The sequence below is a fragment of the Amycolatopsis sp. NPDC059657 genome (assembly GCF_042734395.1).
Lineage (GTDB): Bacteria > Actinomycetota > Actinomycetes > Mycobacteriales > Pseudonocardiaceae > Amycolatopsis.
In genome coordinates this window covers 33,511-57,665 of sequence record NZ_JBHWEB010000008.1, presented here as the reverse complement: position 1 = coordinate 57,665, position 24,155 = coordinate 33,511, and the positions used below count along the sequence as shown (strand labels likewise).

Here is a 24,155-nt window from a genome sequence, read left to right as displayed (position 1 = left end):
GGCTCGTGCGCGTTGCGGGCTGTGCTAACCGCCCGCAACGCCCACGACCCCCTACAAGCGGCCGGTGGGCAGGGCTGTCAGTTCCGGCGTGGACAGGTGCAGGACCTGCCAGCGTTCGCCGGACTCGCGCGGTGGTTCGCCGGTCCAGAGGGTGAAGTGGACGAGTTCCCAGTGCCGGGGGTCGATCGCCAGGGCTGCCGAGTGCACTGTGGACAGTGCGGCGCGGTCGCGCAGTTCATCGTGGGCGGCCGCCAGCGCCGGTGCCGGATCCGCCCACGCGGGCAGCGTCTCGGTGCGCAAGGTCGCGGTCCGGGGGAGCGAGCCATAAGCGGCGCCGTGCTCGAACGCGACGCCGGTCCAGTGCAGCACCGCCGGACGGCCGAAGTCGGTGACGATGCCCTGGAATCCGGCGCCCCACAGGAAGGCGTTCATGCCACCGAGGGTGTTCCAGAGGTAGAACGGGGCGTACTGGTTGATCGGTGAGCCGTCGACACCGCGTTCGCGGATGCCGTAGGCCTTGAGGCCGAGGCCGGGGAAGTCGTCGAGCAGGTGTCCCCTGGACGCGACCCGGTGCCGGATGACGTCCATGTCGTAGTCGGCGGGCAGGGTGATCTGGTACTGCATCGCGTACATCAGGCGGCGCCCTTCAGCAGCGCGAGCACGCCGGTGACGGCCTGGTCGAACGGTTCGACGGAGTCCGCGGCGCGGGCGAGCACGTAGCCACCCTGCAGCACGGCCACGATCGTCGCCGCCGTGGTGACCGGGTCGAGGTCGAGTTCGCCGCGTTCACGGCCCTCGGCGAGGACGTCGGCGAGTTTTCCGCGCAGCCAGGCGAAAGTCTCGTCCAGCGGTGCCCGCAACGAGGGGCTGGCGATGATGTCGGGGTCCTGGGCGAGACGGCCGATCGGACAGCCACGCAGCACGTCGCGTTCACGGCGCAGGTAGGCCTCGACGCGGTTGACCGCGGTGTCGTCGGCCGAGAGCAGCTGGTCGGCCAGCGCGCGCAGTTCGGCCGCGCTGCGGGTGAGCGCCGCGCGCGCGAGGTCGGGTTTGCCGGTGAAGTGGTGGTACATGCTGCCCTGTCCGGCGCCCGCCCGCTGCTGGATGGCTTTGGGGCTGGTGCCGACGTAGCCGCGCTCGCGCAGCAGCTCCTGGGTGCTCGTGATCAACCGCTCGGCCGTGTCCATGCGCCCAGTGTACATACCAGTAGGTACAGCCTTCAGCCGTACGCGCGGATGACACGTCCGGTGCCGTCGCCTTCGACGCAGGACAGGTAGTGCCCGACCAGGTCGTCGATGCGCACCGGCCGCATGCCGGGGAACTGCTCGGCGAACGCGCCCGCGGAATCGCCCACCAGCGTGGGACTGACCACGTTCACCCGCATCCCCTTCGGCAACTCGATCGCCGCCGACAACGTGAAGCTGTGCAGCGCGCCGCTGATGACACCACCGCCGGTGACACCGGGCCACGCCTGGTCGGCGAAGATCCCGGACGTCAACGTGAACGAGGCGCCGTCTGCGCAGTGACGCTGCCCGGTGAGCACCAGTTCGGCCTGCCCGAAGAACTTGGCGCGCATGTTCTCGGCCAGCGCCTCCGACGTCAGCGTCGCGAACTCGTCGAGCGCGCCGTGCGCACCGACACTCACGACCCCGTCGACCGCCCCGACCTCGCGGTACATCGCCTCGATCGTCGCGGGCGACGCGAGGTCGACGCGCACCTCACCCGACGTCCGCCTGGCGACCACGATGTCGTGACCGCGTGAGCGCAACGCGGGCACCAGCCGCCGTCCGATGGTTCCGGCACCGCCGACGACGACGATCCTCATCGCTGCGCCAGCAACGTGAGCGCGTCGGCGTCCGCTGTGCCGGGACGCGCGTAGAACAGCCCGATCCGCTGGTCGTCATCGGGCAACGTCACCGTCTCATTCGCCAAGGTCACAGGCCCGACAACGGGATGGTCGAGCTCACGCACGTAGAACGAGCAGGTCCGCACCGGACGCCGCGCCCACATCCTGGCGAACTCCGGGCTGGCGGCGGCGAGCCCGCCGATGAGCCGTTCCAGCTCCGAATCACCCGGATACCGCGCGACCGCCTGGTGCAGTGCCGCTACCGTGACCTGCGCCTTGGCCTGCCAGCCGCGGTAGAGCGCCCGGTGATGCGGGTCGAGGAACAGCATCCTGGCGATGTTCGGCCGGACCGGCGTGTCCGGGGCGTCGAACGGGACATGGCCTGCGAGCAGCGCGTGGCCGAGGCTGTTCCATGCGAGCACGTCGGCACGGTGATCGAGCACGATCGCCGGTGTGCCGGGCATGGCGGCGAGCAGGTCCCGCACCGACGGGCGCAGCCTGCTCCTGCGGGACCGGGCGCGCGCCGGCCGTCGCGGCGCGGCCAGGATCCGCAGGTGTTCGTGCTCGGCCGGGTCCAGCCGCAACGCCGTGGCCAGCGCGTCGAGCACGGCGCCCGACGCGCTGGCACTGATGCCCTGCTCCAGGCGGGTGTAGTAGCCGACGCTGACCCCGGCGAGTTCGGCCAGCCCCTCCCGGCGCAGCCCCGGGACCCGCCGGCGTGTGACACCGGGCTCGATGCCCGCGGCCTCCGGCGTCAGACGCTCCCGCCTGCTGCGCAGAAACCCGCCGAGGTCGTTCGCTGTCTTGATCACCAGCCCATCGTGGCGCTGATCGCCCGCCGTCGCCTGCCCCAGACAGGGGTACTCAGCCGAACCACCTGGCCAGCCGCACCGCCAGCTCGTCCTGGTCCGCACCGGCCCACGCCACGTGCCCATCAGGCCGCAGCAGCACCGCGGGCACGTCCAGCTCCTCACTGACATCGACGACGTGATCGACCCGATCCGCCCAGCCCGCCACCGACAACGCGCCGGTCTGATCGAGCAGCAGGCCACGGCCCTCGTGCATCAGCTCGTACAGCCGCCCCCGCTTCAGCGCCACGTCCCGCAGCCGCTTGCCCACCAGCGGGTGCCCGTCGCCCAAGTCGTAGCGGACACCGATCGCGATGACCTTCTCGGTCAGATACCGGCGGACCTCCTCGAACTCCATCAGCTCCGACACCAGCCGCCGCACCGCCCGCGGCCCGGGCGCCAGCGACATCAGTTCCATCTGCGCACGGGTGTTCGACAGCACCTCGGCGGCCACCGGATGCCGTTCGGCCTCGTAGCTGTCCAGCAACCCGTCCGGCGCCCAGCCCGCCAGCTCGGCGGCCAGTTTCCAGCCGAGGTTGAACGCGTCCTGGATGCCCAGGTTGAGCCCCTGTCCACCGGCGGGCGGATGGACGTGCGCCGCGTCCCCGGCCAGCAGCACCCGGCCGACGCGATAACGCTCGGCCTGCCGGGTCGCGTCACCGAACCGCGACAGCCACCGCGGCTCACGCACCCCGAAATCCGTGCCGGCCGTGACCCGCAACTGCTCCTTGAACTCCTCGAACGTCGGCGCGACCGCGCGCTCCTCGGCCACCCCGGCGGCGGGCACGACGACGCGATACACCCCGTCCCCGAGCGGCATCGCACCGAACCGCAGCTGGGTCTTGCGGACCTCGGTCATCACGGCCATCAGCTCGTCCGCCGCAGCGCCGACCCGCATCTCACCGAGCAACGTCTCCGCACTCGACGGCTCACCCGGAAACCCGACACCGAGAAGCTTGCGCACCGTGCTCCGGCCACCGTCACAGCCGACCAGGAACCGCGCACGCAACAACGTCCCGTCGGCCAGCGAAACGGTCACCCCGTCATCGTCCTGGCTGAACCCGGCCACCTCACACCCACGCCGGAGTTCGGCCCCGACGCCGACGGCGTGCTCGGTCAGCAGCCGGTCGACCGTCGGCTGCGCGATCCCGAGCGCGTACGGATACGTGGTGTCCAGCCGCTCGGTCGTCTTCGCGATACCCGCGAACCCGCCGACCGGAACCTGCCGCCCGGCGTCGGCGAACGGCGCCAGCAGACCACGCTGATCGAGCACCTCGATACTGCGCGCGTGCAGGCCGAGCGCCCGCACCACCTTCGTCGGCTCGGCGTCGCGCTCCAGCACGACCACACCCACCCCGCGCAGCCGCAACTCGGCCGCCAGCATCATGCCGGTCGGCCCGCCACCTGCGACGATCACCTCGAACACCAGAAAACCCCCGCTTCCCGAAATCGCTTCGGCGGACGATTCTCCGGCGCACCCGGGGGCTTGTGGCAAGCCCCCGGGTGCGCTATACGTTGAGAGTGGCAAGGAGTTCGGGCTCCTTGCCTTTGTCATGCTCAGACCGTGTCGGCGATCCGGTCCACCTGGTCCGGATCGGGCGCCCAGCAGTAGAGCATCACCTCATCGGCGCCGAGCGCCGTATGCGCGGCGATCACCTCACGCAACCGCACGGGCGTGGTGACCATCCCGTCCACCATGTACTCGGCCCGATCGGTGAACGCGTAATACTCGAGGATGTTCGAGCGCGCCTGCTCGATCACCGCGTCCGGACCGAGGGCGACGTTGACCTGCGCGACCAGCCGCGGCGCACCGTCACGACCATGCTCACGCCAGAACTGCTCGACCTTGCGGAACATGCGGTCCTGATACTGCGGCGGCAACGCGCCGAGGAACCCGTCGCCGAACCGGGCGACACGTTCGAGCGCGGCATCGGCGAAACCGCCGAACAACAACTCAGGACCACCAGGCGTGACAGGCAACGGACCGATCGGCCCGACACCCTCACCGTAAGGCTCACCGGCCCACAAACAGCGCAGCTGCACCAGCTGCTCGTCAAGCCGCTTGCCACGGCCACGCAGGTCACGATCGACCGCGAGGAAATCGTCGGCACGGCCACCGACACCGATGCCGAGCGTGAACCGCCCGCCGGACATCCGATCGAGGGTGGCGGTCTGCTTGGCGAGCATCGCCGTGTCGTACACGGGCGCGATCAGCACCTCGGTCTGCACACGGACACGCGAGGTGGCACCGGCGAGCGCCGCCAGCGTGACCAGAGGTTCGGGATTCGAATAGACGAGACGGTCGAGCAGGCCGAGCGTGCGGAACGGGCCCGCGTCGGCACGCCGGGCCCAGGTGAGCAGGCCGGCGGGGTCGGCGATGGGAAGGCCGAGACCGATGTTCATGAGACTCCTTGGAAGGGCATGACGAATAAGGCTGCCGCCCCTCCTGGCCACGCGTACCCGCGGGCTTGCTTCCACACTGCGGCGATACTTCCGGGAAGCGTGCTCTCTTAGAGTGACTTCACCCTACCCGGCCCCGTCCACCGATTTTCCGGACGGAAAAGCGTTCGGCACCGCCGCTACCGTGGAAGCCATGATCGCCTGGGGGCCTGGTCGGTATCTGTGGTGGCTGACCATGAAACAGCGATGGCGGGTGCTGCGCGGCGCACTGGTCGGCACCGCCTGGATGCTCGCACTCGCACTCCCGCCCTACCTGCTCTCCCACGCGATCGACGACGGACTGCGCGCACACGACACCCGCGCGCTCACCTGGTGGGCACTCGCCCTGTTCGGCGCCGGGCTCCTGCTCGCCTGGCTCGGCACCTTCCGCCACCGCACCATGACCTTCGTGCGCATGGACGCCTCACTGCGCACCGCAGACCTCGTCACCCGCCACGCCGTCCGCCTCGGCGCCGTACTGCCACGCCAGATGACCGGCGGCGAAGTGGTCACCATCGGCGCCGCCGACGTCATCAACATCGGCAAAGCACTCACCATGACCGGTCCCGGCGTCGGCGCCATCATCGCGTTCTGCGTGATCGCCGCCGTCCTCTTCCCGATCTCCCCGCTGCTCGCCGCCGTCATCCTCATCGGCGTCCCGGTACTGGCGCTGATCATCGGACCGCTGCTCACCCGCCTGCAACGCGCCGAAACCGTCTACCGCGACCAGCAGGGCGCGCTCACCGCCCGCGCCGCCGACCTCGTCTCCGGCCTGCGCGTGCTGTGCGGCATCGGCGGCAAGGACTTCTTCGCCACCCGCTACCACCGCGCCTCACGCGACCTGCGCGCCGAGGGCTACCGCGTCGGCGCCGTCAGCAGCTGGATCGACGCACTCGCCACCGGACTGCCCGCGATCTTCCTCGCCACCGTCACCTGGCTCGCCGCCCGCATGGCCGCCTCCGGCGCCATCACCACCGGCGAACTGGTCTCCGTGTACGGCTACGTCGCCGTACTGGTCATCCCGGTCGACTTCATCGTCGCCAGCGCCGGCGACGTCGGCCGCGGCCTCGTCGCCGCCCGCCGCGTCACCACACTGCTCAACCTGCGCCCCCAACCCGCCGACGGCGACCACCCCAGCCCACCCGGCCCCGCCGACCTGCACGACCCCGCGACCGGCCTCACCGTCCCCACCGGACAGATGCTCGCACTCGCACCCACCGACCCCGCCGACGCCATCGCACTCGTCGACCGGCTCGGCCGCTACACCGACTCGGCGGCCACCTGGGGCGGCACCCCGCTGACCCGCATCCCACTCGCCGACATCCGCGCCCGCATCCTCGTCGCCGACAACGACAGCCACCTCTTCGCGGGCCAGCTCCGCGAAACCGTTGCCACCCAACGAGACCACCCCGACCACGAGATCACCACCGCCGTGCACACCGTCGCGGCAGAAGACATCGTCGACGCACTCCCGGACGGCCTGCGCTCCACAGTGGACGCAGGCGGCCGCAACCTCTCCGGCGGCCAGCGCCAACGCCTGCGGCTCGCCCGCGCGCTACTCGCCGACCCCGAGATCCTCCTGCTCGTCGAACCCACCTCCGCCGTCGACGCGCACACCGAATCGATCATCGCCACCCGCCTGCACACCGCCAGAGCAGGCCGCACCACCGTCGTCGTCACCACCTCGCCACTGCTGCTCGACCAGGCCGACACCGTCGCCTACCTCGCACACGGCCGCGTCCACACCACCGGCACCCACACCGACCTGCTCGAAACCTGCCCCGGCTACCAACGCCTGGTGTTCCGCGGATGACACTGCCGATCGCCGACCGCGCCACCGTCCGCCGCGCACTGGCCACCCTCATCCGCGCCGACGGCCGCGCCACCGCCGGCGTGCTCCTGCTCAGCTCACTCGCCGCCGCTGCCGGACTCGGCGCACCCTGGCTGCTCGGCATCGTCGTCAACAACGTCGCCACCGGCACCACCACCAGCACCGTCGACGCCCTCACCCTCGCCATCCTCGGCTTCGCGCTCATCCAGCTCGTGCTCACCCGGTTCGCCCGCTACGCCGCACACCGCATCGGCGAACGCGCACTCGCAGGCCTGCGCGAAGACCTCATCGACCACACCCTCAAACTCCCCACCGCGCTCGTCGAACAGGCGGGCACCGGCGACCTGGTCACCCGCGGCACCACCGACGTCGCCGCCGTCGGCACCACACTGCGCGACGCCGTGCCCGAGGTCTTCCTCGCCACCGTCCAGATCCTGTTCCTCTTCGGCGCCGTCTTCCTGCTCGACCCGCTACTCGGCCTCACCGCGCTCACCGGATTCCCGGTCATGCTGCTCGTGACCCGCTGGTACCTCACCCGCGCCCGCGACGCCTACCTCGCCGAAGGCGCCGCCAACTCCGCACTCGCCGAAGGACTCGCCGCCACCGCCGAAGGCGCACGCACCATCGAGGCCTTCGACCTCGGCGACCGCCGCGTCACCGCCGGACTCCACACCATCGAAGGCGCCCGCGCCGCCCGCACCCGCACCCTCTACCTGCGCAGCGTCCTCTTCCCAGGACTCGACATCGCCTACGCCATCCCCACCGTCGTCGCGCTGCTCGCCGGGGGAGCGCTCTACTTCACCGGCCACGCCACCCTCGGCGCCGTCGTCACCACCAGCCTCTACCTGCGCCAGCTCATCGACCCACTTGACCGCATCCTCATGCAGCTCGACCAGCTCCAGCTCGGCAGCGCCTCACTGGCCAGGATCAAAGGCGTCCACGCCACCACCGAACCACCGACCGCCACCGCACCCGAGGCCCCCATCGAAGTCCGCGGCCTGCGCTACGCCTACCCAGGCCACCCCGACGTCCTCACCGGCATCGACCTCACCATCGAACCGGGGGAGAAGCTCGCACTCGTCGGCCCCTCCGGCGCCGGGAAATCCACACTCGGCCGCCTGCTCGCCGGCGTCGACCACCCCCGCACCGGCGCCATCACCATCGGCGGCGTCCCCGTCTCCGCACTCGCACCCGGCGAGATCGTCCTGGTCACCCAGGACCACCACGTCTTCCTCGGCACCCTGCGCGACAACCTCCTCATCGCCGCACCCGACGCCGACGACCACACACTCCTGGACGCACTCGCCACCGTCCGCGCCCACTGGGCCGACGACCTCACCACCACACTCGGCCCCGACGGCCGCGCACTCGACGCCGCCCAAGCCCAGCAACTCGCACTCGCCAGGGTCGTACTCGCCGACCCGCACACCGTCATCCTCGACGAAGCCACCGCACTGCTCGACCCCACCACCGCCAGGCACACCGAACGCGCGCTCGCCGCCGTCCTCAAAGGACGGACCGTCATCGCCATCGCACACCGCCTGCACACCGCGCACGACGCCGACCGTGTCGCGATCATCGACCACGGCCGCATCACCGAACTAGGGAGCCACCATCACCTTCTCGCCCGCGACGGGACCTACGCCGCACTCTGGGCCTCCTGGCACGGCCACACCGGCTGACCTCGCCGAACGCTGGTCACTCACCCTCGGCACGCCCTACGACGGCGGCAGCTGCTCCTACACCACACGAGCCAGGCGCGCCGACGGCACCCCGGCCGTGCTCAAGATCAGCGAACCCCACCGCGAAGCCGCGGGCGAGGCCACCGCACTACGCCTCTGGAACGGCCACCACGCCGCCCGCCTCTACGAAAACGACGGCTTCGCACTGCTCATCGAACACTGCGACCCCGGCACCCACCTCGACGACCTCGTCACCGGCGCCACCCTGCTGCGCGAACTCTGGATCACCCCACCCGACGGCACCGGCCTCGAAACACTCGCCGACGTCACCGCCGAATGGGCCGACCTCGTCGAGACCCGCATGGACTCCCACCAGCCCGACTTCGACCACGGCCTCGTCGCACTCGGCACGAAACTCCTGCGTGAACTACCCGCCTCCGCGACCCGCGACGTCCTGCTGCACGGCGACTTCAACCCCGGCAACATCCTCGCCGCCCAGCGCGAACCCTGGCTCGCCATCGACCCCAAACCCATGATCGGCGACCCCGCCTACGACCCCTGGCCCCTCATCGACCAGACCGAAGACGACCACGGCCTCGCCGACCGCTTCACCATCGCCGCCGAAATACTGGGGGAGACCCCGCAACGACTCACCGCCTGGGCACTCGCCCGCACCGTCGAATCCGCACTGTGGTGCGTCTCCGAAGACGAAGACGGCACCGAAGACATGCGAACCGCCCGCGAACTCGCCGACCTACTCTGACCAATGCCCCGGAGCACGCACCGACGACGGCAGCTTCGTGGTCCCGTCACCCTTCGCCGCGTCCAGCTGCGACTGGATCAGGAACAACGCACCCGTGAAATCCGCCCCACGCACATCCGCGTCCCGGAAATCCGCCCCGATCACATCCGCCAGCCGCAGGTCAGCACCCCGCAGATCGGCCCCGATCAAGTACGCGCCCCGCAAACTCGCACCACGCAGGCTCGCACCCCGCAACGCAGCCCCGATCAGATCCGCACCCCGCCGATCCTTCTTCCTACCCTTGACCTCCGCGCGCGCCAGCTCACTCGCCCGCAGCAGCACCCCGTTCACCCCATGCCGATGCGCCGCCACATCCAGCCGCCCCAACGCCGCCGGATTGTGCAACGTCAGCCGCTCGGTCTCCTTCAACGCCACCTCGAGCTCGGCCCGCACCGGCCGCGCGGCAGGCAACGCCAACGCCTCGGTCAGGTAATACAGCAGCTCATGCAGATCCCGCATCACCGGGAACACCGCGAACATCTCCCGCGCCACCTTCGGCGACCGCCGCCAGTCCTCACCGCCGAACGTCACCTGCGAGACCTGCTGACCGGCACCGAAACAATCGAACACCGTGCACCCGCGGAACCCCTTCGCCCGCAGATCACGATGGATCCCGCACCGGAAATCCTCAGCCAGATTCGGGCACGCCTGCCCGGCGGGCTTGGTGATCGCGAAGTCCGAAGAAGCCGCGAAAGCCGGCGCCACACAGCACAACGCGAAACAGTTCTCGCAATCAGCCTTCAGCTCGCGGTTCACCCGAAACAGCGTAGTGCGCCGCCAGCTCCGCCCCGATCCGGGCGAGCTCCACCCGCACCGACCCCGGCTCCACCACCTCCACCTGCGTACCCCAGCCCGCCAGCGTCCGCGCGATGTCCACCGCCGTCGGCGCCGCCACCCGCACCCTCGCCCGGCCACCCTCGGCACCGAGCCGCTCACAATGCCGCCCGAAGTGATCACGCAGGATCCGCACGAACCGCTCCTCGATCAGCACCGTCGCCGACAGCAGAGAGCGCTTCCGCTCCACCACCTCCACGACCTCCTCCCACGCCGCACCCAGATCGAAATCCTCCGGCCGCTCCGCGGGCACCGCCAGCACCTCGGCCTCCACGATCCGATCCACCCGGAACGTCCGCCGCCCCCGCTCCGTCCCCGCGATCAGGTACCAAATGTCGTCCTTGTCCACCAACCCCAGCGGATCCACCTCCCGCTCACTCCGCGTCCGGCCCTCGTAAACCAGCCGAACCTTCCGCCGCAACACCACCGCACCCTGCAACGCGTCCACCAGCGCCGGCCGCCGCCGATCCCGCTCACCCCACCGCGCCGCGTCGATCACCACCGCGTCCGCCGCCGCCTGCGCGTCCGCCCGGAACGTGTCCGGCAACGCCCGCACCAGCTTCCGCAACGCCGCCTTCGCCTCCGGCGCGATCGACGCCGCGGGCCCCACCAGCAAGAACAACGCCCGCGCCTCCGAAGCCGACAACCCGCTCAGATCCGTACGCGCCCCACCCACCAGCTGCCAGCCACCACCACGCCCCGCCTGCGGATACACCGGAATCCCCGCCGACGACAACGACTCCAGATCACGCCGCGCCGTCGCCACCGACACCTCGAGCTCCTCAGCCAGCTCCGCCGCCGTCACCCGCCCACGCGCCTGCAACACCAGGAGAGTGGCCACCAGCCGATCCGCACGCATACACGCAGTCTCCCAAACAAAGTGCGCACCTGATGAGCACATTCCACCGTGCGGTAACCTCACCGCAGTTCACGACCGAGGAGGTGAGACCCATCAACGCTGAAACCAGCAGGGCGCTCTCCTCTGACGGGCCGGTCCTGGCGTAGCCGACCGCGAGAGCGCCCGAAACACCACAGAAGGCGCTCCCATGTCACTCACCCGCACCACCATCATCACCAGGCTCCGCGCCATCGGCTGTGTCTTCGCCGAAGACGAAGCCGAACTTCTCCTCACCACCGCGGAAAACCCCGACGACCTCGCCACCATGCTCCAACGGCGCATCGACGGCCTCCCACTCGAACACGTACTCGGCTGGGCGAGCTTCCGCGGCCTCCGCATCGCCGTCGACCCCGGCGTCTTCGTACCCCGACGCCGCACCGAGCACCTCGTCGAACTCGCCATCGCGCTCACCCCGCCCCACCCGGTCATCGTCGACCTCTGCTGTGGCTCAGGCGCCGTCGGCGCCGCACTCGCCGCGGAACTCACCCCGGCCGAACTCCACGCCGTCGACATCGACCCCGCCGCCGTGGCCTGCGCCGATCGCAACATCACCAGGGGAGAGGTCCACCAAGGCGACCTTTACACCCCACTGCCGGAGAGCCTCCGCGGCCGCGTCGACCTCCTCGTCGCCAACGCCCCCTACGTACCCACCGAAGCCATCAGCCTCATGCCACCCGAAGCCCGCCTCCACGAACCCCGCATCGCACTCGACGGCGGCCCCGACGGCCTCGACATCCAACGCCGCGTCATCACCGAAGCCTCGAACTGGCTCGCCGTCGGCGGCCACCTGCTCATCGAAACCAGCCGAGCCCAAGCACCCAGCACCGCGGAAGCCTTCACCCGCAACGGCTTACAAGCCCGAGTGTCCACATCGGACGAACTCGACGCCACCGTCGTCATCGGCACCAAACCGGCATAATCGTGAGTGTTGCCGGCTAGAACCCAATGCTGGGTAGTCAAAGCTTGGCCTGCGTTGTCAATCGGCACGTGAGCAGGTGAAACCCGGGTCGGTCGGGCCGTCGTCGGCGGCCCGACCGCAGGCATCTAACGTCCTCAAAGGACTCAAGCGCCTAAATTTCGCCCCGCGATGTCGCATTTGACTGCTTTGCGGGGGTGGGGTGGACGGAATGAACGGGGCGTATGCGTCGCTCAGCGTTGCGAACGCCCCGTTCGCTACGTTCAACCACCCCTGCGGCACCCACCGAGCGGGCTTGACCAACCTGCCCGACATTGGGTTAGAACCGTCGGAAACACACACGACCCGACGACCAGGTACTGGCGCGCAAACCAGGGGAGTATCCGTGACTGAGCTGCGGACAGCCGAACTTGGCGACGTCGACGCGATCTGCCGGTTCGGCGAAGCGCACATCCGGCCGCACTACACGCCGTTGATCGGCGCCGCGGCCGCGGCCGACCAAGTCCGCCTGTGGTGGAGCGAGCCACAGATCCGCGCGGCCGTCACCAGCGGCCTGGTGATCGTCGCGCAGGCAGGGGAGCAGCTCATCGGTGTCGGGCAGCGCGGGCGCCGAGGCGACGATCATGTGATCTACAAGCTCTACGTCGATCCAGGCCATCGCGGCAACGGCGTTGGCCCGCGGTTGCTCGAGGCGCTCATCAAGCAGTTGCCTGGCGACGCCGGCCGGTTGTTCATCGAACACTTCGCGGCCAACACGCGTGCGGGCGCGTTCTACGAGCGCGAGGGTTTCGCGGTGGATCGTGTCGAGCCGAGTCCGGGCGGGGATCCGGCACTGGGGGTGGTGTGGCGGTCGCGTCCGGTGCCCTGATCTCCACTACTTGACATAATGTACATTATCGGCGTTACGCCAACCTGGGGATCAGGAGTCCTCGGAAGGGGCTGGAAACGCTCACTTGGCCCAATGCACATCACCGCGTGCGTTTTCTTTTCACCTTCCCGATGAATTCCCGGCAATTCTTCCGAGCGGCTAATCTGAACTTTCCATTGGGACGATCCCCAGGAGAAAGTGATGTACAAGAAAACGGCCGGCTTACTAGCCGCGGGCATTCTTTCGATGACATCGTCGGTGGCCGCGCCTGCCGCGGGCGCCGCCGATGATTTCCCGCCACCTGGTTGCCTGACGGCGCTCTACGGCGTTTTTCTGGGGCAAGGCGTGCAGATGACCTGCTACTCGCTGCCTGATCCGTCCAGGATGTATCAGGTGGTGGCGCATTGCCAATCAGGATCGTCCTATTGGTACACGGCGGGCAATCTGGTGCCGCTCGGATTCGGGCCGTCGACCGCGGAATGCAACGGCGGCCTCCTCTGGTCGGCCCATGTCGCCGGATTTCATGTAGTCGACTTCTAATATCCTAATGTTGATCATGCCGGTCCCCAACGGCCATTTCCGGCCTCAATTCCAATGTCCTGCGACCCCACCTCATTACGTCACGGTGACGAAAACAGACCCGGCAAAACCCGGCGTAAGCCGACGTGGTCCAGACATCGCCGGGCCGAGCCCTTCAGGGTCCCAATGCGTCGCCAGGCACCTCGCAGGTGCCGAAGGCCGCATTGGGGATCCAGCAGGGGCCGAACGACGCATTGGGGATCTCGCGGGGACCAAAAGACGCATTCGGGCGACCACGAGGGGCGGGATCCCCCAGGAGGGGCCTGCCCCCTTCCGAGAGCCGTTTCATGCATAATTGCCATTATGCAGCACTCGGCGGGTCGGAGTTCGTCGAAAACTGTCGGTGGTGTCGGGTACAAGATCCACATGAGGGTTCTCGACGCCCAGCAAGCGTTCTTCGCCGCCCGCCGTCCACGCAAGGATTCACCCCACACCACCGACGCCTACCGCCGAGACCTGGCGGGCATCACTTCCCTACTGGTCGCCGAGACCGGGATCGAAACGGATGAACTCACCATCGGCGACCTCACGGCGCCCGCGCTCCGCGACGCGTTCGGCGCCTTCGCGGACAACCACGCCAAGAGTTCGGTGCTCAGGGCCTGGTCGACCTGGAACCAGTTCCTGACCTTCTGTGTCTCGGACGGCCTGCTCGCCGGGAACCCGATGGGAGCGGTCGCGCGCCCGAAGACCCCTCCCCTGACCCCCAAGCCGCTCCGGGGTGAGGACACGCCCGAGCGACTGCTCGCGGCGGCCGCGGGCGGTACCAGGAAGACTCGGGACCCCTGGCCTGAACGCGATGTGCTGGTGATCGCGCTGGGACTGGTCGCCGGGCTCCGGTCGGCCGAGATGCGGGCGTTGAGTGCCCGGTCGCTGGTCGGGCGGTCCGGGGAGATGCGGCTGCATGTTCATGGGAAGGGCAGTCGTGATCGGTCGATCCCGGTCGAGCAGGTGATGGAGAAGATCATCCAGAACTACCTGGACTCGTGCCGGAAGCGGTTCCCGCATCAGCGGTTCGGGCCGTCAACCCCGTTGGTGCGGGATCGAGCGGGCGAGCCGATCGGGCGCGGTGCGCTGGAGTACCTGGTGAAGTCCTGCTACCGGTGGGCCGGGCTCCATGATCGGGTGCCGGTCGGGGCGAATCTGCACGCGCTCCGGCACACGTTCGCGACGCGGCTCGCCGAGGATGGCGCGACGGCGTCGGAGATCATGGCGTTGCTGGGGCACGCGAGCCTGGCGACGAGTCAGAACTACATCGAGGCGACGGGGCGGGAGCAGCGTGCCGCGGTCGCGAGCAACCGGACCTATCGGGCGTTGGACACGCTCTGACTAGCGGATCTGCTCGAGGTCTTTGGCGGTGCGGGCGATCTCCTCGGCGAGTTTGCGGAGTTCGTCGATCTCGGCGCCGTCTTCGGCGGCGGTGACGATGTCCTCGGCGGCGCAGCGGAGCTGGAAGATCTTGTCCTGCAGGTCGGCGATCTCGGTGTCGGAGAGTACGACGGCGTCTTCGGGCAGGCCTGTGCGCTGGACGGCGGCGCGGCGTTCGTAGGCGCGCTGGCGGCAGGATTGGCCGCAGTAGCGTCGCCGCCGGCCGCGGTTGGCGCCCTCGGGGAGCCTGCGTCCGCACCAGCCGCAGTGCGCGGGCACGGCGGATCGGCGTACTACTGCGGGTAGCTCATCCGGTAGCTCGGCGACGTCGCTCACGTATTCGACGATAACCGGCCATGGGTTGCTCACGCCGGGGCCACGCCGAAGAGGCAGACTGTGGGGCGTGGTAGCTGCTCACGCGTATCTCGCGTCTCCTTGTCCTCGTGCGTTCGCGCACCGCGGGTGGCATCTCGGCGACTTGGAGGGGATGGAGAACTCCCTGTCGGCGTTCCGGCGTGCGGTGGCCGAGGGCTATCGGTACGTGGAGACGGACGTGCACGCCACGTCGGACGGTGTGGTGGTCGTTCATCACGATGATCTGCTGGACCGGACGACGGATGGTGCGGGGCCGATCAGCGGGCAGACGTGGGCCCAGCTTCGCGGGGTGAAGGTGGGCGGTCGTGAGCAGATCTCGCGGCTGGAGGATGTGCTCGAGGAGCTTCCGGACGCGCATTTCAACATCGATGTGAAGTCGGCGGGCGCGGTGGAGCCGTTCGTGCGTGCGGTGGAGCGGATGGGCGCGTTCGAGCGGGTGGCGGCGGCGTCGTTCTCGGATGGGCGGCTGGCGCGGTTGCGGCGGCTGGCGGGTCCTCGGCTGGTGACGTCGATGGGGCCTGGTGCGGTGGCGGCGTTGTGGGCGAACGGGCATGTGCCGCCGTTGCCCTTGCGGTTCCTGATGCGGGGCGCGATGGCTCAGGTGCCGGTGCGGCAGGGCAGGTTGACGGTGGTCCAGAAGGCTTTCATCGCGGCGGCGAACAAGGCCGGTGTCGAGGTGCACACGTGGACGATCGATGACGCCGATGAGATGCGTGAGCTGCTGGATCTGGGTGTGCACGGCATCGTCACGGACCGGCCGGACTTGTTGCGTGAGGTGTTGACGGAGCGGGGTTGCTGGAACGCCGCTTAGCTCGTTGGGTGAGGCCGTCGAGGATGATTTCGATGCCGAGTTCGAAGTAGGCGTCGTCGTTGTCGTCGGCGGTGACGTTGAGCATGTGGGCGGCGAGCAGGCGGGCGATGCCTTGGGTTTCGATGTGGGCGCGCCGGTGGCGGAGCAGCGCGCGGAATTGGCGGAGTCCGCTGGCGAGCTGGGCGCACCACGGGAGCGTTTCGTGATAGGTAATTGCGCTGGGGGGCATCTTGAGCAGGGGAATCTCGTGAGTGGTACGGCCGGTTAGAACCGGCGATACCACTCACGACCTGGTCAGCGTGGGGGTTTGCCGGACCAGGCGGCGTCCCAGGTTTTGGGGCCGAGCAGTCCGGAGTCCTTGATGTCGTTGGCGCGCTGGAGTGCGAGTACGGCGTCGCGGGTCTTCTCGTAGTAGCAGCCGGTGCCGGCGAAGCCGTAGCCGTAGGCGTTCATGCGGAGCTGGAAGGTTTTGAGGCCTTCGGCGCAGGCGCCGTAGTCGTAGACGACGCCGGGCCAGGCGGGTTTGGGGCCGCCGGGTGCGGGGACGGGTGGTGAGGGCTGGCCGCCTCCCCCGATGTAGGCGGATTCGCCGTAGGTGGGGATGCGCTTGGTGCGGGCGTCGCCGTCGGCGGGGAGGCCGAGCATGCTGGCGCATTGCCAGGGTTGCCAGCCGCGCATGCGGTAGAGGTAGAGGGCGCGGTAGTCCTGCTCGGCGGGGCTGGCGAGGTCGGGGCGGCCTTGGCCGCCGACGCTCTGCCAGGTGGCGAGGTTGAACTGGTAGGCGCCGAAGTAGCCGTTGCCGGTGTTGATGTTGTAGCGGCCGCTGGACTCGCACATGCGGAGTTTGGCCCAGGCCGTGCTGGCCGGGTCGGCGGAGGCGGGTGCGCTGACCGCGAGTGGCAGGCCGATGACCGCGATCGCGGGGATCAGGATCCGGGCCACGGATCTCATCACGGTGCGAAGTGGCTTGCTGGTCATAGGAGCACAGTAAGTAATGATCCCTTTAACCACAAGTGCACCACCGAAAACATCAGCATCACATAAAACAATCGTGAAACGCGGGAGCGACACGCCCATAACGGAGCTAACCGCGCTTCGGCGCGTCTGGGTGAGTGCCAGTACGCTCCCCCGGACCACCGCAGCTGACGAGCACCGGAGCCGTTCGAATGACCACTGTGGACACCCGTCGGCGCCTGCATCGGGGCTGGTACTTCTACGACTGGGCGAACTCGCCGTTCTACTCTTCGGTGACGACCGTCTTCGGCGCGCTCTACATGAGCTCGGTCGCGGAAACCGCGGCGAAATCCGACACCGCCACCAACGGGCCGGCGCCGTGCCGGGACGCGCAAGGTGTCACGAACACGCTGCAGAATTGCGACATCAGCCTGTTCGGGCTGTATTTCCCGGCGGGCTCGCTGTGGGGTTACCTGATTTCGGTCGCGACCGTGCTGCAGGTGCTGGTGCTGCCGATCACCGGAGCGATCGCCGACCGCAGCCGGGACAAGAAGCGGATTCTCGGCTGGTTCGCGCTGCTGGGCGCGGTGTGCTCGGGCGCGATGTTCCTGGTCGAGGGGTCGGACTGGCAGCTCGGGGTGGTGCTGTTCCTCATCGCGAACCTGGGGTACGGCGGTTCGCTGGTCGTCTACTACTCGTTCCTGCCCGATATCGCCGGGCCTGACGAGCGGGACGCGGTGTCGGCGCGGGGCTGGGCGTTCGGGTACCTCGGTGGCGGGCTGGCGCTGCTGCTGCAGCTGGGGTTGTTCATGGCGCACAAGAGCCTGGGCATCAGCCAGGACATGGCGATCCGGATCGCGTTCCTGACCTCGGGGATCTGGTGGGCGGTGTTCACGATCATCCCGTTGCGCGCCTTGCCGGCACGTGGTGGCGCGCACGAGCTGCCCGCCGAGGGGTCGGTGCTGCGTGCCGGGTTCACCGAGCTGCGGCAGACGGTGCGTGAGGCGAAGGGGTTTCCGCTGACGCTGGCGTTCCTCGGCTGCTTCCTGATCTTCACCGACGGGATCTCGACGGTGGTCGCGGTGTCGGCGCAGTACGGCAAGGACGAGCTGAAGTTCTCGAACCAGGTGCTGATCGTGACGGTGCTGCTGATCCAGTTCGTCGCGTACTTCGGCGGGATGCTGCATGGGCTGGTCGCGCGCCGGTTCGGTGCGAAGAAGACGATACTGGGCAGTCTGGTGGTGTGGGTGCTGGTCATCGGGTTCGCCTACACCGTGCACGCGGGTGACCAGGTCGGGTTCTACGGGGTCGCGGTGGGGATCGGGCTGGTGCTCGGGGGAACGAACGCGTTGTCGCGGTCGTTGTTCGCGCAGATGATCCCGCTGGGCAAGGAGGCGCAGTACTACTCGCTCTACAACGTCGGTGAGCGTGGCACGTCGTGGCTGGGGCCGCTGGTGTTCGCCGGGATCGGGCAGGCGACCGGTTCGTTCCGGCTGGCGATCGTGGCGCTGACGGCGTTCTTCGTGATCGGGTTCGTGCTCACCTGGTTCGTGCCGGTGCGCCGGGCGATCGTGGCCGCGGGGAACCGTCCTCCGGCCGTGCTGTGAGCTGCCGATAGGGTCGGGCGTCGTGACCGTACTCTCCGATAGCGACTCCGAACCCGCCGATGCGCTCTCGGTGCCGGTGGCTGGCTCCCGTCGCGGCGCCCCGATCGTGGGGAAACTGAAGTTCTGTTACGGCCCGATGGACTGCGGGAAGTCGACGCTCGCGCTGCAGATCGACCACAATCACGCCCGGCAGGGTCGCCGGGGGCTGCTGCTGGTCCGTCATGACCGCTCCGGTGCGCCGCAGATCTCCAGCCGGATCGGGATCACCAGGCAGGCGACAGAGGTCGGCACGGACACCGATCTGCGTGAGCTGGTCCGCGAGCGGTGGTCGCGGGGGCTGCAGGTGGACTATCTGATCGTGGACGAGGCGCAGTTCCTCTCCCCCGATCAGGTGGATCAGCTCGCCGAATTGGCCGATGACGTCCAGATCGACGTGTATTGCTTCGGGATCGCCACGGACTTCCGCAGCGAGCTGTTCCCCGGGGCGCGAAGACTGTTCGAACTGGCCGATGAGCTGCAGCCCGTGCAGGTGGAAGTGTTGTGCTGGTGTGGTCTGCCGGGTCGGTTCAACGCGCGGGTGCGTGACGGAGAGGTACTTCGTGACGGTGACACTGTTGTGGTCGCCGATACGGAACCCTCTGTAGTTGAAAGTTCACCAGTATCACCGTTAGGTGCGGAAGTAACTACCGTACGTTACAAGGTATTATGTCGCCGCCATTTCCGGGTTGGAGACCTCGGTCCCGTGATGGGCCAACACGGTCAGTTACGACTGACCTGAATGGGCTCCCCAATAGCCCGTATGGGGGATATCACCATGAAGAACCCCCTAAGCGCGTCACGCCGGGCCGCGAAATCCGTCCTACTGGAGGAAGCTGTTGCCGACGGGTGATGCAGCTCATCGTGAGCAATGACATGCTGCTCCGGGAATCTCCGGAACCGCTCGTTCGTTGCATAGGGTGAGCACCGCCCAGGCTCCACCCGGAGCCGACTGAAAGGACCCATCATGGCCGACCGTGTACTCCGTGGAAGCCGGCTGGGAGCGGTCAGCTACGAGACCGACCGCAATCACGACCTCGCGCCGCGGCGCACCGTGCGTTACGCATGCCCCAAGAACCACGAGTTCGAGGTGCCGTTCTCCGACGACGCCGAGATCCCGGCCGTCTGGGAGTGCCGCTTGCACGGCAGCGAGTCTGAGATCGTCGACGGCGGACAGCCGGAGCAGAAGAAGGTCAAGCCCCCGAGGACGCACTGGGACATGCTGCTCGAGCGTCGTTCCATCCCGGAGCTCGAAGACCTGCTCAACGAACGTCTCGCCGAGCTCAAGGGTCGTAGGACCACCCGCTCGGCCTAAGTCGAGCCCAGGCGGTCCCTGACCGCCAGGAACCGCCTGGCTCTCGACTGTCGTAGCTGACGAACCTCCCGCCACCAAGCCGAAGCACCCTCGCGACCTCCCCCCGCGAGGGTGCTTCTCTCTTTCCCCGGCATAACACTGTTCCCGCGTTCTGGTGATCTTCGTACCCGGAAGGCGCGACTCCGGTAGCGTCCGACGCGACTACAGGGGGGGTTCTCATGGGCAAACGACTGACCAGTGTCCTGACCGCGGTTCTCACGGTGGGCGCGGCGCTCACACCCGCGGCGGTGGCGGCGGATCCGATCCAGAAACGGCTGGCTCCGCTGGTCTACCTCGCCACCGGCGAGAAGAACCCGCCGAACTCGGCGGAGTCGTTCATCCAGTACTCGGCGCTCAAGTGGTCGCACTCGGCGCCGTGTCCCAGTGACCACCAGATCGCCGCGCAGGGCGCGGTCAACGCGGCGAGCCTCGGCAACGGGACGTACAAGCACCAGAAGAAGAGCGGCTGGCCGGGTTGCGACGACTCCGGCGCCTTCTACGCGAGCGATGACCGGGTGCGGCCGCACGAGATGAACGCGCGCGACGGGATGTACCTCGACCTCGACAACAACCGCCGCGGCGTCGGCAGCACGGCGGCGCCGGTGTACTTCGAGTACCAGGCGAAGGACTACATCACCTTCTGGCTGTTCTACCCGTACAACGACGGGCCGCTGGTGCAGAACCACGAGGGCGACTGGGAACGGATCGCCATCAAGCTCGACGCGAACGACGCACCCGTGAAGGTGGCGTACTTCGGGCACGGCGGCAGCTGCACCAGGTCGTGGGCCGACACACCGAAGTCCGGCACTCACCCGAAGGTGTTCTCCGCGAAGGGCACGCACGCGAGCTACCCCAGGGTCGGCAGCTTCCCGACCGCGCTCGGCTTCTCCGACACGACCAGCCAGGGCCCGGCGTGGTCGGCCACCACGCTCTACGACGCGCGCACGCGGCCGTGGTACCGCTACGGCGGCGCGTGGGGCGAGGTCGGCGAGAGCACGCACACGACCGGTCCGAGCGGGCCTGGAGCCAAGAACGCCACCGGCGATTGGAACGCACCGGCCTGCGCCTAGAGCGCCTGCCCGGTCTGCCGCAGCAGGTCGCCGCGCAGCCGGAGCCGGTCGTCACGGACCGGCTCCTCCCCCGGGTCACCCGCTCCGCGAACGGCTCCGGCACGGATCGGCACGGCGGCGATATTTCGCATACGCGATCGGCAGCCACACCACCAGCCCTGCGACGCTCGCCGGAATCATGGCCGCGGCCTGCACGGTCAGCCAGTCGAACACGGCGAAACCGGCCGACTGCCGCGGATAGCCCGCCACCGCCGCCTGCGCCGCGACCATCAGCGGCACCGCCGACACGATGCTCAACAGCACCATCGGGACGACACCTGGCTGCCAATACGGGCGCCGCCGCACCTGCGCGACCAGGAACGACATCATCAGCAACAGCCCGAAAGCCGCGACGCACACCAGCGGAACGCTGATGTCCCACGCCACCGCCACGCCCAGGCTCACGCCCACCAGCGTCAGCGGCAACGCCAGCCCGAGCAGCAGCGCGCGGCCGCCCCTCCTCGGGATCGCCACGAAATACGCGAACTCCCAGAAGAACGGGTTGCCGTTGATGTGCACGCCGGGCGCGAGCTTGGTGCGGACGGCGTCGACGCGCAGCGGGAAGTCACGGCGCGCCCGCCGTCGCCAGTCCTCGGGTGCCCTGGCGCCGAGCTGAGCCCAGTCCCAGTGCTTGCGCCCCATCAGCGGCGCTTGAACAGCCCCTTCACCTGGGCGTAGCGGCGCTTCACACCCCAGGCGCCCACGCGCAGCATGGCCTCGCGCACGATCGAGCCGCTCATCTTCGACTGGCCGATCTCGCGCTCGGTGAAGGTGATCGGCACCTCGACCACGTCGAACCCGGCGAGCAGGGTGCGGTAGGCGAGGTCGATCTGGAAGCAGTAGCCGTGCGAGGCGATCTCGTCGAGCGGGAGCTTCTCGAGCACCTCACGGCGGTAGGCGCGGAACCCGGCGGTGATGTCGTTGATCTTCCACACGCCCAGCGCCAGCCTGGAGTACAGGTTGCCGCCGCGCGAGATCAGCTGGCGCGAGAGCGGCCAGTTGACCGTCGTGCCGCCGGTGACGTAGCGCGAGCCGATCACCAGGTCGGTGTCGCCGAGCGCGTCGAGCAGGCGCGGGAGGTCCTCCGGCGCGTGCGAGCCGTCGGCGTCCATCTCGACGATCGTCCGGTACTCACGGGCCAGTCCCCAGCGGAAGCCGGCGACGTAGGCGGCGCCGAGGCCCGCCTTCTCCGTGCGGTGCAGCACGTGCACCCGCTCGTCGTTCTTGGCGAACTCGTCGGCGAGGTCGCCGGTGCCGTCAGGGCTGCCGTCGTCGACGACGAGCGCGTGCACCTTCGGTAAGGCTTCGAGCAGCCGGCGCAAGATCGGGCCGATGTTCTCCCGCTCGTTGTAGGTCGGGATCACCACCAGCACCGGATCGATTTCCTGGGCCCCCCGCGGCGCCTGCGCCATCAGTTCTTTCCTTCCCTCGGCGGGTCACCCGCCGCGGATCTCGTCGGTCCGGCGCCGTCGCGCCGCGTGCGCCGCGTCCACAATGGACTACGGAGCACGAACCCGGCGAGCACCCCTGCCATTGCCAGGCCCACGAGTCCGTACTCCGTCAACGCACCCAATTGATCCGACAGCGTAGTCTGCCGCCGCAGCGGCACTCGCTCGACCAGCGAGGCGGCCGTGAAAAGGTCGGTTGACCTGGCGATTGTCCCATCGGGCCTGACGATCGCGCTGACTCCGCTGGTGGCCGAGACCACGGCGGCGCGGCCGTGTTCGACCGCGCGCAGCCGCGACATCGCCAGCTGCTGGTAGCTCATCTCCCCCGGGCCGTACCAGGCGTTGTTGGTCGGCACGAGCAGCACTTCGGCGCCGCCCGCGACGCTGGCGCGGCCGGGGCCGTCGAAGGCGGTCTCGTAGCAGATGAACACGCCGACCTTGGTGCCCGCGACGGCCAGCGCGCTGTTGGAACCGTCGCCGGGTTTGACGTCGGCCATGTTGTCCACGAACGGGGTCACCAGCCGGGCGAGCTCGCGGGAGGGGACGTATTCGCCGAACGGGACCAGGTGCACCTTGGCGTAGCGCTGGCCTGGCCCGGTGCGTGGATCCCACACGATCGCGGAGTTCTGCGAGCTGTCCGCGCCGGTGCGGTCGAGCGCGCCGATGATCGCGGGCACGCCGAGTTCGCCGATGAGCTGGTCGAGCACGAGGTCGTTCTGCTTGAGGTAGGTCGCGGTCTCCGGCCAGACGAGCAGGTCGGGCTTGGGGACCTTGCCCGCGCGGATGTCGGCGAGCAGGCGCCGGGTCTCGGCGAGGTGGTTGTCGCGCAGTTCGTCGCGGCGGCCTTCCAGCGCGAGGCCGATGTCGGGCGCGTTGCCCTGCACGGTCGCGACGGTCAGCTCGCCGTCCTGGGCGTCGGTGCCGATCGTGGGCCACAGCACCATGCCCGCGGTCAGCGGGACGATCACGAACGCGAGCGCGCGGCGGTCGTCGAGCGCCTTGGCCAGGCCGAACCCGGTGAGCACGACGGCGAGGCCGACCAGCGGCGCGCCGCCGATCGAGGCGAGCGGGGTGAACGCGCCTTCGGGCTGGCTGAACGCGACGCGTCCCCAGGGGAACCCGCCGAACGGGAACCAGGTGCGCGGGGTTTCGGTCGCGATGACGACGAGCGCGGACCAGAACGGGCCGCCGGGCAGTTTCGACACGACGGTGATGAGGCCGCCGGCGAGTCCGCTGTAGCAGGCGAGCGCGGCGGACAGGCCGATCCACGGCCACGGGCCGAAGTCGGGGCCGAGGAAGTCGAGCAGCCAGGTCAGCAGCGGCAGGTAGAAGGCGAACCCGAAGAGGAACCCGTACCCGAAGCCGCCGCGGAACCGCCTGCCGGTGACGATCAGCGCGAGCCCGGTGAACGCGAGCGGCGCGAGCCACCACAGCGGACGCGGCGCGTAGCTGAGGTAGAGCACGAAGCCCGACGCCGCGGCCACGGCGAAGCGGACCGCCCAGGCACGGGAGAACCTGCGTCGCTTGGGCGGCGCCACGGCATCTTCGATCAC

26 protein-coding genes are annotated in these 24,155 nt (G+C 68.9%); 13 read left to right on the top strand and 13 right to left on the bottom strand.

From position 1 onward, the window contains the following. Window positions 1-51: 51 nt before the first annotated feature. The 6 genes from ACFV15_RS06770 to ACFV15_RS06745 form a co-directional block, all read right to left on the bottom strand. Window positions 52-633 carry a DUF4865 family protein gene (locus ACFV15_RS06770; RefSeq protein WP_378349178.1) on the bottom strand — a complete coding sequence of 194 codons (582 nt, stop codon included), beginning with the start codon at window positions 631-633 and terminating at the stop codon, window positions 52-54. Further along, window positions 633-1,187, bottom strand: a complete 555-nt coding sequence (locus tag ACFV15_RS06765) for a TetR/AcrR family transcriptional regulator (RefSeq protein WP_378349176.1) — start codon at window positions 1,185-1,187, stop codon at window positions 633-635. Before ACFV15_RS06765 ends, ACFV15_RS06770 begins: the two co-directional genes overlap by 1 nt. A 32-nt stretch (window positions 1,188-1,219) precedes the next feature. Beyond that, window positions 1,220-1,825: a short chain dehydrogenase gene (locus tag ACFV15_RS06760; protein ID WP_378349175.1), complete on the bottom strand. Its 606-nt coding sequence runs from the start codon at window positions 1,823-1,825 to the stop codon at window positions 1,220-1,222. Next, window positions 1,822-2,658: a helix-turn-helix transcriptional regulator gene (locus ACFV15_RS06755; protein WP_378349173.1), complete on the bottom strand. Its 837-nt coding sequence runs from the start codon at window positions 2,656-2,658 to the stop codon at window positions 1,822-1,824. The genes ACFV15_RS06760 and ACFV15_RS06755 overlap by 4 nt, the downstream gene beginning before the upstream one ends. 52 nt (window positions 2,659-2,710) lie before the next feature. Then, window positions 2,711-4,120: a rifampin monooxygenase gene (gene rox / locus ACFV15_RS06750; protein ID WP_378349172.1), complete on the bottom strand. Its 1,410-nt coding sequence runs from the start codon at window positions 4,118-4,120 to the stop codon at window positions 2,711-2,713. A 131-nt stretch (window positions 4,121-4,251) separates the two neighbouring features. Further along, entirely contained in the window at window positions 4,252-5,097 is an 846-nt protein-coding gene (locus tag ACFV15_RS06745) for an LLM class flavin-dependent oxidoreductase (protein ID WP_378349171.1), read from the bottom strand. Between the two features lie 190 nt (window positions 5,098-5,287). On the opposite strand from ACFV15_RS06745, the gene ACFV15_RS06740 reads away from it, so the two are divergent. The 3 genes from ACFV15_RS06740 to ACFV15_RS06730 are packed head-to-tail and all read left to right on the top strand — an operon-like array spanning window position 5,288 to window position 9,409. Then, complete coding sequence (locus ACFV15_RS06740) at window positions 5,288-6,946, top strand: ABC transporter transmembrane domain-containing protein (RefSeq protein ID WP_378349170.1); 1,659 nt, start codon at window positions 5,288-5,290, stop codon at window positions 6,944-6,946. Next, window positions 6,943-8,646, top strand: a complete 1,704-nt coding sequence (locus tag ACFV15_RS06735) for an ABC transporter ATP-binding protein (protein ID WP_378349169.1) — start codon at window positions 6,943-6,945, stop codon at window positions 8,644-8,646. Before ACFV15_RS06740 ends, ACFV15_RS06735 begins: the two co-directional genes overlap by 4 nt. Beyond that, a complete protein-coding gene (locus ACFV15_RS06730; protein ID WP_378349284.1) occupies window positions 8,579-9,409 on the top strand; it encodes an aminoglycoside phosphotransferase family protein in 831 nt (276 codons plus the stop codon). The genes ACFV15_RS06735 and ACFV15_RS06730 overlap by 68 nt, the downstream gene beginning before the upstream one ends. Here ACFV15_RS06730 and ACFV15_RS06725 read toward each other — a convergent pair. Next, window positions 9,401-10,204, bottom strand: coding sequence for a pentapeptide repeat-containing protein (locus ACFV15_RS06725; protein WP_378349167.1), 804 nt, complete (start codon window positions 10,202-10,204; stop codon window positions 9,401-9,403). The genes ACFV15_RS06730 and ACFV15_RS06725 overlap by 9 nt on opposite strands. Next, window positions 10,182-11,141, bottom strand: a complete 960-nt coding sequence (locus tag ACFV15_RS06720) for a helix-turn-helix transcriptional regulator (RefSeq protein ID WP_378349166.1) — start codon at window positions 11,139-11,141, stop codon at window positions 10,182-10,184. The genes ACFV15_RS06725 and ACFV15_RS06720 overlap by 23 nt, the downstream gene beginning before the upstream one ends. Before the next feature lie 187 nt (window positions 11,142-11,328). Between ACFV15_RS06720 and ACFV15_RS06715 the strand changes: the two genes are divergently transcribed. From ACFV15_RS06715 to ACFV15_RS06700, 4 genes are all read left to right on the top strand, one after another. Then, window positions 11,329-12,099 (top strand): putative protein N(5)-glutamine methyltransferase, encoded by a 771-nt coding sequence (locus ACFV15_RS06715; protein WP_378349165.1) that lies wholly within the window; start codon window positions 11,329-11,331, stop codon window positions 12,097-12,099. Between the two features lie 382 nt (window positions 12,100-12,481). After that, the gene (locus ACFV15_RS06710; protein WP_378349164.1) at window positions 12,482-12,964 is read left to right on the top strand and encodes a GNAT family N-acetyltransferase; all 483 of its coding nucleotides are present in this window, start codon (window positions 12,482-12,484) and stop codon (window positions 12,962-12,964) included. A 201-nt stretch (window positions 12,965-13,165) separates the two neighbouring features. Further along, window positions 13,166-13,504 carry a hypothetical protein gene (locus ACFV15_RS06705; RefSeq protein WP_378349163.1) on the top strand — a complete coding sequence of 113 codons (339 nt, stop codon included), beginning with the start codon at window positions 13,166-13,168 and terminating at the stop codon, window positions 13,502-13,504. A 405-nt stretch (window positions 13,505-13,909) separates the two neighbouring features. Continuing rightward, window positions 13,910-14,869 (top strand): tyrosine-type recombinase/integrase, encoded by a 960-nt coding sequence (locus tag ACFV15_RS06700; RefSeq protein ID WP_378349162.1) that lies wholly within the window; start codon window positions 13,910-13,912, stop codon window positions 14,867-14,869. On the opposite strand, the gene ACFV15_RS06695 is transcribed toward ACFV15_RS06700, so the two are convergent. Further along, window positions 14,870-15,244 (bottom strand): hypothetical protein, encoded by a 375-nt coding sequence (locus tag ACFV15_RS06695; protein ID WP_378349161.1) that lies wholly within the window; start codon window positions 15,242-15,244, stop codon window positions 14,870-14,872. A 67-nt stretch (window positions 15,245-15,311) separates the two neighbouring features. Between ACFV15_RS06695 and ACFV15_RS06690 the strand changes: the two genes are divergently transcribed. Further along, entirely contained in the window at window positions 15,312-16,094 is a 783-nt protein-coding gene (locus ACFV15_RS06690; RefSeq protein ID WP_378349159.1) for a glycerophosphodiester phosphodiesterase, read from the top strand. Window positions 16,095-16,098: 4 nt separating this feature from the next. Beyond that, window positions 16,099-16,362 carry a hypothetical protein gene (locus tag ACFV15_RS06685; RefSeq protein ID WP_378349158.1) on the top strand — a complete coding sequence of 88 codons (264 nt, stop codon included), beginning with the start codon at window positions 16,099-16,101 and terminating at the stop codon, window positions 16,360-16,362. A gap of 26 nt (window positions 16,363-16,388) precedes the next feature. Here the strand turns inward: ACFV15_RS06685 and ACFV15_RS06680 are convergent, their stop codons facing one another. Continuing rightward, window positions 16,389-17,036 (bottom strand): transglycosylase family protein, encoded by a 648-nt coding sequence (locus ACFV15_RS06680; protein ID WP_378349283.1) that lies wholly within the window; start codon window positions 17,034-17,036, stop codon window positions 16,389-16,391. Window positions 17,037-17,260: 224 nt separating this feature from the next. Here ACFV15_RS06680 and ACFV15_RS06675 point away from each other — a divergent pair, with 224 nt between their 5' ends. The 4 genes from ACFV15_RS06675 to ACFV15_RS06660 all read left to right on the top strand — a co-directional run bounded on the left by ACFV15_RS06675 (window position 17,261) and on the right by ACFV15_RS06660 (window position 21,115). Next, window positions 17,261-18,655, top strand: a complete 1,395-nt coding sequence (locus ACFV15_RS06675) for an MFS transporter (protein WP_378349157.1) — start codon at window positions 17,261-17,263, stop codon at window positions 18,653-18,655. Between the two features lie 22 nt (window positions 18,656-18,677). Further along, window positions 18,678-19,433 (top strand): thymidine kinase, encoded by a 756-nt coding sequence (locus ACFV15_RS06670; RefSeq protein WP_378349156.1) that lies wholly within the window; start codon window positions 18,678-18,680, stop codon window positions 19,431-19,433. A gap of 225 nt (window positions 19,434-19,658) precedes the next feature. After that, complete coding sequence (locus tag ACFV15_RS06665) at window positions 19,659-20,006, top strand: RNA polymerase-binding protein RbpA (protein WP_091287474.1); 348 nt, start codon at window positions 19,659-19,661, stop codon at window positions 20,004-20,006. A 218-nt stretch (window positions 20,007-20,224) separates the two neighbouring features. Further along, window positions 20,225-21,115, top strand: coding sequence for a hypothetical protein (locus ACFV15_RS06660; RefSeq protein ID WP_378349155.1), 891 nt, complete (start codon window positions 20,225-20,227; stop codon window positions 21,113-21,115). A gap of 75 nt (window positions 21,116-21,190) precedes the next feature. Here ACFV15_RS06660 and ACFV15_RS06655 read toward each other — a convergent pair whose 3' ends face one another. The 3 genes from ACFV15_RS06655 to lnt are packed head-to-tail and all read right to left on the bottom strand — an operon-like array spanning window position 21,191 to window position 24,155. Beyond that, window positions 21,191-21,796, bottom strand: coding sequence for a hypothetical protein (locus ACFV15_RS06655; RefSeq protein ID WP_378349154.1), 606 nt, complete (start codon window positions 21,794-21,796; stop codon window positions 21,191-21,193). Beyond that, complete coding sequence (locus ACFV15_RS06650; protein ID WP_378349153.1) at window positions 21,796-22,566, bottom strand: polyprenol monophosphomannose synthase; 771 nt, start codon at window positions 22,564-22,566, stop codon at window positions 21,796-21,798. Before ACFV15_RS06650 ends, ACFV15_RS06655 begins: the two co-directional genes overlap by 1 nt. After that, window positions 22,566-24,155 carry an apolipoprotein N-acyltransferase gene (gene lnt / locus ACFV15_RS06645; RefSeq protein WP_378349152.1) on the bottom strand — a complete coding sequence of 530 codons (1,590 nt, stop codon included), beginning with the start codon at window positions 24,153-24,155 and terminating at the stop codon, window positions 22,566-22,568. The genes ACFV15_RS06650 and lnt overlap by 1 nt, the downstream gene beginning before the upstream one ends.

Excerpts from the sequence above, each read along its gene's own strand:
- ACFV15_RS06770 (WP_378349178.1), bottom strand. The coding sequence starts at position 633 with ATGTACGCGATGCAGTACCAGATCACCCTGCCCGCCGACTACGACATG.
- ACFV15_RS06765 (WP_378349176.1), bottom strand. The coding sequence starts at position 1,187 with ATGGACACGGCCGAGCGGTTGATCACGAGCACCCAGGAGCTGCTGCGC.
- ACFV15_RS06760 (WP_378349175.1), bottom strand. The coding sequence starts at position 1,825 with ATGAGGATCGTCGTCGTCGGCGGTGCCGGAACCATCGGACGGCGGCTG.
- ACFV15_RS06745 (WP_378349171.1), bottom strand. The coding sequence starts at position 5,097 with ATGAACATCGGTCTCGGCCTTCCCATCGCCGACCCCGCCGGCCTGCTC.
- ACFV15_RS06740 (WP_378349170.1), top strand. The coding sequence starts at position 5,288 with ATGATCGCCTGGGGGCCTGGTCGGTATCTGTGGTGGCTGACCATGAAA.
- ACFV15_RS06735 (WP_378349169.1), top strand. The coding sequence starts at position 6,943 with ATGACACTGCCGATCGCCGACCGCGCCACCGTCCGCCGCGCACTGGCC.
- ACFV15_RS06720 (WP_378349166.1), bottom strand. The coding sequence starts at position 11,141 with ATGCGTGCGGATCGGCTGGTGGCCACTCTCCTGGTGTTGCAGGCGCGT.
- ACFV15_RS06715 (WP_378349165.1), top strand. The coding sequence starts at position 11,329 with ATGTCACTCACCCGCACCACCATCATCACCAGGCTCCGCGCCATCGGC.
- ACFV15_RS06705 (WP_378349163.1), top strand. The coding sequence starts at position 13,166 with ATGTACAAGAAAACGGCCGGCTTACTAGCCGCGGGCATTCTTTCGATG.
- ACFV15_RS06700 (WP_378349162.1), top strand. The coding sequence starts at position 13,910 with ATGAGGGTTCTCGACGCCCAGCAAGCGTTCTTCGCCGCCCGCCGTCCA.
- ACFV15_RS06675 (WP_378349157.1), top strand. The coding sequence starts at position 17,261 with ATGACCACTGTGGACACCCGTCGGCGCCTGCATCGGGGCTGGTACTTC.
- ACFV15_RS06665 (WP_091287474.1), top strand. The coding sequence starts at position 19,659 with ATGGCCGACCGTGTACTCCGTGGAAGCCGGCTGGGAGCGGTCAGCTAC.
- ACFV15_RS06660 (WP_378349155.1), top strand. The coding sequence starts at position 20,225 with ATGGGCAAACGACTGACCAGTGTCCTGACCGCGGTTCTCACGGTGGGC.
- ACFV15_RS06655 (WP_378349154.1), bottom strand. The coding sequence starts at position 21,796 with ATGGGGCGCAAGCACTGGGACTGGGCTCAGCTCGGCGCCAGGGCACCC.
- ACFV15_RS06650 (WP_378349153.1), bottom strand. The coding sequence starts at position 22,566 with ATGGCGCAGGCGCCGCGGGGGGCCCAGGAAATCGATCCGGTGCTGGTG.